Annotated in this window: 11 protein-coding genes; 6 read left to right on the top strand and 5 right to left on the bottom strand. The window is 41.7% G+C overall.

Features of this window, described 5'->3' with window-relative positions:
• The first annotated feature begins 13 nt into the window (after window positions 1–13).
• The 5 genes from NST13_RS13065 to NST13_RS13085 all read left to right on the top strand — a co-directional run bounded on the left by NST13_RS13065 (window position 14) and on the right by NST13_RS13085 (window position 5,764).
• Entirely contained in the window at window positions 14–523 is a 510-nt protein-coding gene (locus tag NST13_RS13065) for a DUF1850 domain-containing protein (RefSeq protein ID WP_342580761.1), read from the top strand.
• Window positions 510–2,516, top strand: a complete 2,007-nt coding sequence (locus NST13_RS13070; RefSeq protein WP_342580762.1) for a TRAP transporter permease — start codon at window positions 510–512, stop codon at window positions 2,514–2,516. The genes NST13_RS13065 and NST13_RS13070 overlap by 14 nt, the downstream gene beginning before the upstream one ends.
• A gap of 274 nt (window positions 2,517–2,790) precedes the next feature.
• On the top strand, window positions 2,791–3,906 hold the full coding sequence (locus NST13_RS13075; RefSeq protein WP_342580763.1) for an amidohydrolase: 1,116 nt from the start codon (window positions 2,791–2,793) through the stop codon (window positions 3,904–3,906).
• A 16-nt stretch (window positions 3,907–3,922) separates the two neighbouring features.
• Window positions 3,923–5,041 carry a dipeptide epimerase gene (locus tag NST13_RS13080; RefSeq protein ID WP_342580764.1) on the top strand — a complete coding sequence of 373 codons (1,119 nt, stop codon included), beginning with the start codon at window positions 3,923–3,925 and terminating at the stop codon, window positions 5,039–5,041.
• Window positions 5,042–5,056: 15 nt separating this feature from the next.
• Entirely contained in the window at window positions 5,057–5,764 is a 708-nt protein-coding gene (locus tag NST13_RS13085) for a GNAT family N-acetyltransferase (RefSeq protein WP_342580765.1), read from the top strand.
• A gap of 102 nt (window positions 5,765–5,866) precedes the next feature.
• Here NST13_RS13085 and NST13_RS13090 read toward each other — a convergent pair whose 3' ends face one another.
• The 3 genes from NST13_RS13090 to pepT all read right to left on the bottom strand — a co-directional run bounded on the left by NST13_RS13090 (window position 5,867) and on the right by pepT (window position 9,041).
• Window positions 5,867–6,733 carry a YitT family protein gene (locus tag NST13_RS13090; RefSeq protein ID WP_342581859.1) on the bottom strand — a complete coding sequence of 289 codons (867 nt, stop codon included), beginning with the start codon at window positions 6,731–6,733 and terminating at the stop codon, window positions 5,867–5,869.
• A 232-nt stretch (window positions 6,734–6,965) separates the two neighbouring features.
• The gene (locus tag NST13_RS13095) at window positions 6,966–7,673 is read right to left on the bottom strand and encodes a Fe-S oxidoreductase (RefSeq protein ID WP_342580766.1); all 708 of its coding nucleotides are present in this window, start codon (window positions 7,671–7,673) and stop codon (window positions 6,966–6,968) included.
• 138 nt (window positions 7,674–7,811) lie between these two features.
• Window positions 7,812–9,041: a peptidase T gene (gene pepT / locus NST13_RS13100; protein ID WP_342580767.1), complete on the bottom strand. Its 1,230-nt coding sequence runs from the start codon at window positions 9,039–9,041 to the stop codon at window positions 7,812–7,814.
• 140 nt (window positions 9,042–9,181) lie between these two features.
• On the opposite strand from pepT, the gene NST13_RS13105 reads away from it, so the two are divergent.
• Window positions 9,182–10,879 carry a hypothetical protein gene (locus tag NST13_RS13105; protein WP_342580768.1) on the top strand — a complete coding sequence of 566 codons (1,698 nt, stop codon included), beginning with the start codon at window positions 9,182–9,184 and terminating at the stop codon, window positions 10,877–10,879.
• A 23-nt stretch (window positions 10,880–10,902) separates the two neighbouring features.
• Here NST13_RS13105 and NST13_RS13110 read toward each other — a convergent pair whose 3' ends face one another.
• Complete coding sequence (locus NST13_RS13110; protein ID WP_342470592.1) at window positions 10,903–11,361, bottom strand: hypothetical protein; 459 nt, start codon at window positions 11,359–11,361, stop codon at window positions 10,903–10,905.
• Between the two features lie 315 nt (window positions 11,362–11,676).
• Window positions 11,677–12,411, bottom strand: a complete 735-nt coding sequence (nfsA, locus tag NST13_RS13115) for an oxygen-insensitive NADPH nitroreductase (RefSeq protein ID WP_342580769.1) — start codon at window positions 12,409–12,411, stop codon at window positions 11,677–11,679.
• Window positions 12,412–12,543 lie beyond the last annotated feature (132 nt).

Raw genomic sequence — 12,543 nt, forward strand, 5'->3', positions numbered from 1 at the left:
ATGGAGCGGTAAGATGAAAAAATTAGCAGCATTTCTGATTTTGGTCGTTTTGACAATACTTTTCTTTATCCCTCTTTTTCCGATTATATCTTTTACGGAAACGAAAACAAATAATCCGCAAATGTATTATATAGATTTGAGGAAAGATGCACCTTTTCAAATTCGCTTTACCCATTCCATTCATCGTACGGATGTTTTAGAGTCCTATGAAGTGGAAGACGGAAAGATTAAAATGATTTCGATGGAATATGAAGATGTGGCAATTGGTATGCCGGCCCATGCGGAAGAAGGACAAAAGTTAACGTATGAGGATGGGAAGTATAAACTTTATTCGAATAAAATGGTGGAAAACTTTGTCCTCTATGTCGGAGATATAAATATGGACTTGTTTTTTTATTATGGAGGCCGGGAATATAATTTGAAAAAAACCCTTCACCGCGGAAGTTCTTATATGGTTGAGGCAAAAAGGGTTTCCTTTTATGAAAAGTTGAAAGGAGTGCGAATAGTGCATGGTGAATACTGAGAAGCAACTGGATATTGATGTATTAACGGAAGAACAGCAACAAGAACTGTTAGAGAAGTATGACACCGAATCGAATGTAAGGAAAGTCGGCGGATGGGTGAAGTGGCTTGTTTTCACGCTTCTCCTTGCTTTTTCGTTATTCCAACTATATACGGCGATTTTTGGACAATTTACAGCCTACTTACAACGTAGTATTCACTTAGGATTCGGTTTGACGATAATATTCTTGTTATATCCAATACGCAAGAAGGGTTTGAAAACGAAAGTTCCTTTTTATGACTATATATTGGCAATTACTGCAGCGGCTACAGGCATGTATTGGACACTCAATTATGAAAGACTTGTAACTAGTTTGGGAAAGATTAATCAAACGGATTTTATCGTTGGTGCGATTGTAATTTTGCTCGTGCTAGAAGCTGCAAGAAGAGCGGTTGGTCTGCCAATTACCATTATTGCATCGCTTTTTTTGGTATATGCGTTTTTCGGGCCTTATATGCCGGACTTTTTGGCGCACCGGGGGCAATCGCTTGAGCAAATCGTCAACTTGATGTATTTCTCGACTGATGGTATTTTGGGTACTCCGATTAGCGTATCGGCCACTTATATCTTTGCCTTTCTATTATTCGGTGCTTTTCTAGTAAAAACAGGAGTAGGATCCTACTTCAACGATTTGGCGGTTGCCATTGCAGGGAAGTTGGTAGGTGGACCTGCGAAAGTGGCCATTTTCTCATCCGCATTGCAAGGAACCATTTCGGGAAGTTCCGTTGCCAATGTGGTGACATCCGGTTCTTATACCATTCCGATGATGAAAAAGTTGGGGTATAAAAAAGAGTTTGCCGGCGCTGTAGAAGCAGCCGCTTCAACTGGTGGACAAATCATGCCGCCAATTATGGGTGCGGCAGCATTCCTGATGGTGGAGTTTATCGGCCGTGGCGTCACATATTGGGATATTGCCAAAGCAGCGATTATTCCAGCCCTTTTGTATTTCTCGGGAATATGGATTATGACCCATTTTGAAGCGAAAAAATTGGGGCTTCGTGGCTTGTCGGAAGAAGAGTTGCCGAACCGAAAAGAGATTTTCAAAAAATTATATTTGCTTATTCCGATTCTATTGATCATCGTGTTAATGATGACTGGAGTACCGGTTATCCATGCAGCGTTATATGGAATTCTATCTTGCATCATTATCGGGTTTATCAACAGAGATGTAAAATTCGGTGTGAAAGATATCATCGAAGCGCTTGTGGATGGTGCAAGAACAGCGTTGGCCGTTGTTGCGGCAACTGCTTGTGCAGGGATTATTGTAGGGGTTGTTGTTAAAACGGGTCTTGGTTTAAGTCTGGCAAACAGCTTGGTGGAATTGGCAGGAGGAAATATCTTATTAACTTTATTCTTCGTCATGATCGCTTCCCTCATTTTAGGGATGGGTGCTCCAACTACAGCGAACTACGTAATTACTTCAACGATTGCAGCACCTGCGATTGTTACATTGCTTGCACCTGATGTTCCACAAGCAGCTGTGCCGGTTGTGGTATTATTATCCGCGCACTTTTTCGTATTCTACTTTGGCATCATCGCGGATATCACGCCTCCAGTCGCTTTGGCAGCCTTTGCCGCATCAGGTATTTCCGGCGGAGACCCGATCAAAACAGGTGTAAACTCTGCAAAACTGGCCATCGCAGCGTTCATCATTCCGTATATGATTGTGTTCTCGCCAGCATTGTTAATGATTGATGTTACGTTCTTACAAGTGATTTGGGTTGTATTTACTGCATTTATGGGTATGATCGCCATTGGTTCAGGGGTTATTGGATATTGGTACCGAAAAATCAATTTTATTGAAAGAATCCTTTTGATTATAGCTGGGCTATTAATGATTTATCCTGAATCCTTCTCAGATATTGCAGGGTTGATCATATTCGGAATTATGTTTGCAATTCAACTATTCACAAAAAATAAAGGGAATAATAAAATAGAAACGTCTATTGGCTAATGATTTGAATCCGCCTCGATTCCGGGGCGGATAATTTTTTTGTAATATCTCAACAAATGGTATATATTATTGAGTCTGGGGAAGAGGTATGAATTTTACCCTAGGCCTTCCCTTTTTGAAAGTACTTAAGAACCAAAGGGATTCATTTGGTGCCAAAACCTTTGAATGATTATTTTATGTGTGAAGTATTTGTTAAGGTGTGGGCAAAAGCAATTAATAAATAATTAGACATTATGTATAATAGAGTAAGCAAAATTATCGAGGTGCGAGGGATATGGGTCAAGTTAAAACATATGAAGAAGTCGTCTTTAGTTGGTTCGATCTTTTTCATAGTTGTCCGGAAGTAAGTTGGAAAGAGTATCAAACAACGAATAAAATTGCCGCCATCCTGGATGAATTGAAAGTTCCGTACAAACGGTTCGATGATATGACGGGACTGGTGGCGGAAATAGGCCAAGGGGAAGAAGTGGTCGCTGTAAGAGCCGATATTGATGCTCTCTGGCAAGAAGTGGACGGGGAAATGAGAGCGAATCATTCCTGCGGACACGATGCCAATATATCCATGGTGTTAGGCGCTTTATTAAGAATTAAAGACTACCCTTTAAAGAAACGCGTCCGGTTCATCTTCCAACCCGCTGAAGAAGTTGGGGGAGGAGCCATTGAGATGGTGAAACGGGGGATCATCGATGATGTGTCCTACCTCTTTGGCATTCATTTAAGACCGATTGAAGAACTGCCGTTTGGCAAAGTTTCTCCTGCGGTCCAACACGGTGCGGCATTGTTCCTGCAAGGTGAGGTGCGGGGGGTTGATGCCCACGGAGCAAGACCGCATCAAGGAAAAAATGCCATCGATGTGATTTTTGCCATCCAACAAATGTTGAAAAATATTTATTTAAATCCTTTTGAAGTGCATAGCGTGAAGTTGACAAAAGTGGTGGCGGATGGCGGCAGTGTCAATATCATTCCAGGTAATGCTACCTTTTCAATAGACATTCGGGCGCAAAAAAATCGCGTGATCGATGCGATACAATTCCATGTAGAACATGGACTTCGGAATATCAGCAAAATGTTTGAAACGGAAATAGTTTGGGATTGGTATGACAAAACACCAGGCGCAGAAGTGTCTGAAGAAGCGAAAAAAATTGCGGAAACAGCCATTATGGATACGGTCGGAGAAGGATTTTTGGCAGAGCCGGTTCAAACGCCGGGCAGCGATGATTTCCATTTTTATACGGTTTCCAAACCTGAATTGAAAGCGACGATGATTGGCATTGGTGCAGATCTGAAACCGGGCCTTCATCACCCGCATATGACCTTTAATAAAGATGCGCTCATTATCGGCGCAAAAGTATTGGCAAAAACATTATTTAATGCAACTGAGTATAAATAGAAGGAAGTAGGATTCAATGAACATCAAGAAAATAGAGATTTTTGCGGTAGATTTCCCACTAATAAAACCGTTTATTGTAAGTTACGGCACTTTTCCGACGATGCCGTCAATCATTATAAAACTTACAACGGATGATGGTTACATCGGCTGGGGGGAAAGTGTACCGGATGAACATGTAACTGGGGAAACATTTGAATCCACTTTTCATGTTCTAAAACATTCCTTGGCACCTGCAATGTTGAATGAGGACCCATGTCATTTTGAAAAAATCCATGACAAAATGGATCGTATCGTAAAAGGAGTGCCCAGTGCGAAGGCGGCCATTGATATCGCTTGTTTTGACGCAGTGGGGAAAAAGCTTGGGGTTCCGGTTTATCAGTTAATTGGCGGAAGATTTCATAAAAAATTCCCAATCACCCATGTGTTAAGCATTGATGAACCTGATAAAATGGCAGAAGAAGCGGAACAAAAAGTACAAGAAGGATACCGCTCCTTTAAGATGAAAGTTGGTACAGATGTGGAACGGGATGTAGAAAGGATTAAAGCGGTAAGAAAACGTGTTGGAGAACAAATCGCCATTCGCGTCGATGTCAACCAGGGCTGGGTGAACAGTTCAAATACGCTAAAAGCCATGCGATCTTTGGAATCCCTTGGCATCGATTGGTTGGAACAGCCGGTTCTTGCGGATGATATTGATGCAATGGTGGAAGTGAAGTCCAAATCCAACATTCCGCTCATGATTGACGAAGGTCTTTGCAATATTTTCGATATGCGGGAAATCATTGCAAAAAGGGCGGCAGATAAAATCAACATAAAACTGATGAAATGCGGGGGAATCTACCCTGCGGCGAAACTTGCCACAATGGCGGAAATGGCGGGCATTGATTGCCAAATCGGTTCGATGGTTGAATCTTCCATTGCTTCGGCAGCCGGTTTTCATGTAGCCTTTTCGAAAAAAAACATCAAGAGTGTGGAACTGACAGGCCCTCTTAAATTTAAAACGGATATCGGCGATTTGAAGAAAAGTTATAAAATTCCGTTTATCGAGCTGGGTGACAAGCCGGGGCTAGGCGTGGAAATTGACGAAGAAGTTTTATCCCGATTAACGGTTTATTCTTGCACAGTTAAATCATAAAGTAAGGTGGCTATTATGTGTGAAGTGATCGAAGAAGGCGTTTTAAAAGATATTCCTTATCATGTGAAAAAGTTGAAGGTTGAACATATACCCCAAATTTTGGATCTCCAACAAGCTGTCGTTGATTCGCTCCCCGATAAACAAACATTAGAACCCCTCTCTGATGAGGAATTCCGGTTTATTTTAGAGGGCAATGGATTGATGATCGGAGTACTTATTGAAGATCGCCTCATCGCATTTCGTGCGCTTTTGATTCCGGAAATGGACGACCAGGGTCTGGGGAAAGATATCGGGTTGACGGAAGAAGAGGATTTGAAGCGGGTGCTTTACCAGGAAATTTCAAATGTACATCCCGATTTCCGCGGATATGGGCTGCAAAAGAAAATGGCCCAAATTATTATGAAACATATCGATATGTCCAATTTTGACTATGTGTTGGCGACAGTGATGCCTTATAATATCCCGAGCATTAAAGATAAACTGCATCAGGGGATGTATATCGCCGCGTTGAAAGAAAAATACGGCGGAAAATTACGGTATATTTTCTTCAAACCGCTGCACAAAAAACCAAAATTAAAAAAAGAATCCGTCTTCATATCCATGGGGGATATTGAAGGGCAAAAGAACCTGTTACATAATGGGTATATTGGGGTCGCCATCAAAGAGCAAGGCGACGACTGGTTTGTCGAATATAAAAAAGTATTGGATGAAGGCTTGGTGTAGACCAAGTCTTTTTATTATTTTAGGCACTTTAAGTGTTGAAAATAATATTGTAAAAAAATAAAAAACAACAAAGCCGAAAGACTTGTTGCTTTTTTAAGTTGATTAGTGGATATTTCTTTTCTTGAAATTTCCGCCCCGGACTTCTGCAATTTCGTCAAAGGTAACGAAAGCATCCGGATCTTTTTGTTTGACAATGTATCTTAATTTACTTTCTTCCATTCGGTTGATGACACAATAAATAATTTCGACCGGTTCATTCGTATATCCGCCAACACCATTGATATAAGTCACGCTACGGCCGAGACGGTTGATGATGGCTTGACCGATTTCCCTTGAATTTTTGCTGATAATGGTAACGGATTTCGCATCTTCCAGACCTGTTTCAATGATGCTGATGACTTTTGAAGCGATATAGTAGGCGATTGCCGAAGAAAGGGCTCCTTCAATGCCGAATACAAAGCCGACAAAAATGAAGATGAATACATTGATGACTAAGATGATTTCACCTGTTGAAAAGGGTACTTTTCTGCTGATTAATACGGCCAGCATATCCGTGCCATCCAAGGCGCCGCCGTTACGTAAAGCTAAGCCCATACCTATACCAAGCAAAATACCGCCTGAAATGGTAACTAATAGTGAATCGCCATTGATAATCGTTGGTATATGATGCATCAAGGAAGTGGCGATGGATAATGTGGCAATTCCAATGATGGAGTTGATCGCAAAGGTTTTTCCGACCATTTTATAACCTAGAAATATAAAAGGGATATTTAAAATCGCTAAGAAAAGACCCAATGGAAGAGGGGTGAGTGTGGACAGCATAATGGAAATACCGGTGATTCCACCGTCAGAAACGCTGTTTGGAATTAGCACAGCTTCCAATCCGTAAGCGGCGATAAATGCTCCGATGACAATAAAGATGATGCTTGTTATTCTGCTCAATAAAGCGGGTTCATGATTTTCATGCATTGCATTTGCGTTCATTTGATTCACTTCATTCATATGTATGGAATCCAATCCTTTCTCCACAGAGTGCTTTTTTATTTTAACAAAAAATAAAATCTCTTGCACTTGTGAACATTAACAAATTTTTGATGAATTTAGAAGATTGTGCAAAAAAAAGAAAAAGATTTCCAATGCTCAAATGAAGTGATCATAAACCAATATCCGTTCACACTTCATAGGCAGGAAATCTTGAAAGTTACTTCATTGGACAAAAGGTGCAAGCTTCAAGTCCCGGAATATCCTTCGAGAAGCAGCAGCTTTTTCTTACCGATTTGTTGATGAGATCCAACGGGCTTTTTCCGTTTGTGTATTGATAGAACCATGATTTGTTGGAGAAACGTTGCCATACTTTGGTGTCTTCCAGTATTTCTATGTCTTCAAAAGCCCGGTCTGCAAGCAACGGATTTTGAAGCAGTTCGTAATAATTCCACAACATATAGCCGAAAATGTTTTCCCAAAGAGTCAAAGGGGAAATGGTCGTCGTTTCGCGAAGCTGCATAATGATTTGATGGGCCTGATAAAGAATTTTGGAAATCACATATTCCCTTTCCTTTTCTTCCACATAACGATAGTCCGTCGGGGTAATGTAAGTGCCGAGCGTATCGATTCCGTATTCATGGACATGGAAGTAACGGACGTCTTCCAATTTGCCGTCCCAAATTTCATCATAGGCAGCAAGAAAATAAAATTGGGCCGCGACAAACATCCCGTAGCGCCGGCCGAAGTGGGAGATGGCAGCGGCTTCTGTTCCTGCTTGGGTAATTTCCATCATGAGCTTCAAAAAATCGGGCAGAAAGAATTCCTTATGTAAATTTTCCAAAGTGAATAAAGGAGTTCTTGGTTCCTCTGTTATGATGCCGTATGAATTCAAAAAAGCAAGCTGTTCATAGGTCAAGGATGGCATAGACATATCACCTCGAATCAATTATAACATGGGATTGGAATGGCTATTATTTTTGCGAAGTTTCCCATACCCTTTCTCTGCCAAACAAGAAATGAAGGACTGCCCGAAAAGACTTTTCTTTCCAGGCAGCCCATAAAATCATTTCTCTTCCGCTTCAAAGAGTTTGACGATTTCAACGATGACTTTTGCAGCGAGTTCCATCGTTTCGGCGGATACAAATTCAAATTTGCCGTGCATGTTTTCGCCACCGGCAAAAATATTCGGTGTCGGCAGACCCATGTAGGACAATTGGGAGCCGTCCGTTCCGCCCCGAACCGGCTCAATGATTGGCGAAATGTTTAGATTTTCCATGGCGCGTTTGGCGATGTCGACAATTTCTTTCACCGGTTCAATTTTTTCTCTCATGTTGTAATATTGGTCTTCCAACTCAACAGTGATGGCGTCCTCGCCAAATTCTTCCTTGATGCGTTGCTCCACTACGCGGAAGTATTCTTTTTTCGCCTCGAATTTCTCCCGGTCGTGGTCGCGGATGATGTAAGAAAGGGTTGCTTCTTCTATGGAACCGTTGAAACTCATAAGATGGATGAACCCTTCGTAGCCTTCCGTTTTTTCCGGAACGGCTTCTTGAGGCATAAAGTTATGGAACTTGATGGCCATCGTGATGGCATTGACCATTTTCCCTTTGGCAGAGCCGGGATGAACACTGATTCCGTGTGTTGTCACTTTTGCAGCGGCTGCGTTGAAGCTTTCGTACTGCAATTCGCCAAGTGGCCCGCCGTCCATCGTGTAGGCAAAGTCCGCCCCAAAAGCTGCTACGTCAAATTTATGTGGTCCTCGTCCGATTTCTTCGTCAGGGGTAAAAGCCACCCGGATTTTCCCATGCTTAATTTCAGGATGTTCCACCAAATATTCCATGGCGGTCATGATTTCCGCAATGCCCGCTTTATCATCAGCTCCAAGCAGCGTTGTGCCGTCGGTCGTGATCAATGTTTGTCCGACATAATTTTTCAGATTTGGGAATTGGTTTGGGGATAAAACGATTCCATCATTCAGTTGGATATCCCCGCCATCATAATTGTCGATCCGTTTCGGTTGGACATTCGCGCCTGAAAAATCAGGGGAAGTGTCGACATGGGCCAAAAATCCGATTGTTGGCACTTCTTTGTCTGTATTGGATGGCAATGTGGCGAATAAATACCCGTTTTCATCCAGAGAGATTTCTGTCAGCCCGATTTCGGCAAGTTCATCTTTTAAAATATTCAACAAGTCCCATTGCTTTTTGGTGGAAGGGGTTGAGGAACTTTCCGGATCCGATTGGGTGTCAATTTGGGCGTATCGAATCAATCGTTCAATCACTTTTTCTTTCATGACGTTGCCTCCTTCAACTTTTCTGCCCCCATTGTATCATTTTTCCTTTTTTCTGATGAGAAATATGCTGCGGGAATCGGCAAATAATTGAAACTATTTCTTCATCTCTTCCGTAGAAAAGTACAAGGAAGGTGAAAAGGATGACTCAACTGATCTTAACGACCCTAATTTTTTCAATCATTACAACGGTTCTCATTGTTCCGGTTACGAGGAAATTGCCGAAGGGCGATGTATTGCCGTTCAAACAATTGTTGCAGACTTTCGTTTTTGTTTTTATTACAAGCTGGATCCTGTATTTCCTAATTGTTTATTTGACGAAGATTGATGTGCAGTGGACGGTTGCCCTATACGCAATGCCGGTGATTTTGCTGTTCGGCGTTCTTGCATCCGGTGGAGCGGAACGGGCGCTAAAAGGGCTCCTGTTTTTTGCCAGCTTAATTGGACTCATTTATTTGTTGATTGTTCCGATTTTTAATGCGGATGAAAAGTACGAATCTGCAAAAATGGAACAAGAAGTGGAAATTGAACCCTTTGATGAAACAAAAACCCCGGCCAGCGTCCCTCCTCAATTTGCGGAAAACAAAATGAAGAAAGCCTTTGGGCAAGTGCCGAATACGAGTTATTATGAGCTTGGCAACTTGCAGATCCAGAAGGTGAATGGGGAGTTCGTTTATATTGCCCCTGTTGAGTTTTCCGGGTTTTTCAAATGGCTGAATGGAGATACGACGCCCGGCTATTTCAAAATGAGCGCAACGGATTCCAATGATAATCCTGTATTTGTTGCCAAGGAAATGGTCTATGTGCCGTCTGCATTCTTTAATAAAAATTTGGAACGCCATATCCGTCTGCAGTATCCAACGCTCATTTTCTACGGCGATCCGCAACTTGAGGTGGATGATGACGGAACCCCTTATTACATCCGTTCTTACGGTGAATTTATTTCAGCCCGGAATGGGTTTGATGTGAAAGGGATTGTCATGGTGGATGCATATTCTGGTGAAACAAAGAAAATTCCTTTGGAAGAAGTGCCGGAATTCATTGACGGGGCGGTTTCTCCGGAAGCGGTGAGCCTTCAGAACAGCTATTTTGGAAAATATGTTCATGGCTTCTGGAACAGCATCTTTGGCAAAAAAGACGTGAAATTGCCTTCCGATGAAGGGACGGAAGCGAATGTGAGCCCGGTCTTTAATCAGGATGGGGAAATGTATTACTTTACGGATTTTACAAGCCCGAAAGAAGGCGTAGATTCCATGCTCGGCTATTCCTTGACCCATGCGCGGACAGGGAAAGCGGTGTATTATACGGGGAATATGGAAGAATCTTATATGGATTCCCAAGGGGCTTTGGACATCATTGAGAAGAAATTTATCGAAAAAGAATGGCATGGGGCTATGCCAATCCTTTACAATTTCTACGGAGAAGCGAGCTGGCTTGCACCGGTTCTTGACACCAACGGCTTCTTGCAAAATTACTTTATTGTATCCGCGGTGAATCCGGAAATATCCGTATACGGTTCAACACCTAATGAAGCATTGAGACAGTATAAAACGGCTTTAACACGGGGGGCAAGTTCGGTGGATGGTTCAAGTAATGCAGAAGAAAAAACGATTACCGGAACGGTCCTTCGCGTTTACAAAGAACAGGTAGGGGATTATACGCTTGTTTCCTTCTTGCTGAATAATGGGCAAAATTTTGTGGTAAGTTCCCAAAACGAACCGCTGTCCATCTACTTGCGGGAAGGGGATCAAGTGGTCATCCGTTATTTTGAGACCGGTGAAACGTTCCTGCCGGTAAAAGCGTTGCAAATTGAAGGAGTCGTTAATATCGGCCAATCATAATGAAGATGAAAAAACCCGAAGCATCATTTGGCTTCGGGTTTTTCATGTTCAGAAGCGGATGGTTCGGAGCGATTTTTTATATAATCAAGCATCTCCTGTTTTCTTGATTGTATTTGTTCCGCTTTATAGGGATTGACTGTAAAAAAGCGCTCCTTCTGCTCTTCAAGCAGCTTGCGTTCCGTAGCAAAGCGATTCTCCGGTTCATGTTCAAAAATGTAATCCAAATGGAAAATCTGAAGGAGGGCCACTTCAGGGTTTTCCAAATTATAGACAAATTTAATATTCCAGACGTTTGTGTAGGAAATATATTGATTGACGTATTCCGTTGCATACCGGTATTTTTGTTTATCAATTCGTGGTTGGATGCTGCGGTGGATATTCCCTAAACACATGTTGATGTCCGCCAATGTTTTATAGTAACTTTTTACATATTTCAGATGTTGACGTTCAAGGGATAAAGCAACTTGTTTATGTTGTTTCATCTTCCTCTTCCCTTCGTGGTCATCATTATCCAATTGAGGAAATCTCTTCATTAATTTTAATCTATTTGAAATGTCAAAAAAAAGAAGTATACGACAAAATAGGAATTTTCCATCAGGGTAATTGTTGAATCTATGAGAAAAGATTCGATTTTTGTTATCCGATATTAAGATAATAGTCCTTTTCCCCGTACTGTTTCCAATCTATGTTGGAGTGGACGAAACGCCATTGCATTCATCCAAAATAAAAATCCCTATTAGGAGATAATTTTTTCAATGATCAGCCTAATAGGGATTTCATTTATTCAGGTAATATGATTATTTCCAAGTGAATCCTTTGGAAGCTAAAAATTCCTTAATATGAGGACGGCGTTGATCGATTAGGAAATCAGCCATTTGTTTCGTCCAATTGGACACTTTTTGATTGGAGCTTCTGGATGCATAATATCTTTCCATAATGGCATCATATTCATCCAGAATTTCGTCGTACTTATCCACGTCGTATCCATTTTCGTGCAATACGGCTTCAACAGGAAGTCTCGGTTTTGTTTCATTTTTCTTTGTCGGTTTTCCAACGGTCATCGCGAAGAGCGGGAATACATGTTCAGGCAAGTTGAATAATTCGCTGATCGCTTCAGGATTGTTTCTGGCACCTCCGATATAGCAGATACCATAGCCTTCCGATTCTGCGGCAATGACAAAATTTTGCGCAAAAATCGCCACATCAACGACACCTACTAAGACATTTTCCGCTGTATCCACCGTAATATCGACACCGTGCTTTCTTCCTGCCACTTCCAATCGTTTGAAATCGACACAGAATAACAAAGCGGCTCCGGCCGTTTGGAATTGGAATTCATTGTTGGAAAGTTCCCCAAGCTTTTGTTTCTTTTCCTCATCCGTCACCAAAATGACGCTATAAGCTTGTACAAAGTGGGAAGAAGCGGCCATCTGGGCTGTCTGAATCAAGTCGATGATTTTTTCTTTCGGTATTTCTTCTCCTGTATATTTACGAACAGAAGTATGACTGCGCAATAATTCTTTTACACTCAATCTTTACACCCCTTTTATGTACTAATTGGTTGGAATATCGCTTCATCAAGCGATGTTTCTCTTCTTAAAGGTATCATATTATACTTTTTTGCCAATGGCAAAAATTTGAATTATTCAAACCACCGTCCCCAA

It is taken from the genome of Ureibacillus sp. FSL W7-1570, assembly GCF_038593265.1.
In the GTDB taxonomy this organism is placed as follows: domain Bacteria; phylum Bacillota; class Bacilli; order Bacillales_A; family Planococcaceae; genus Ureibacillus; species Ureibacillus suwonensis.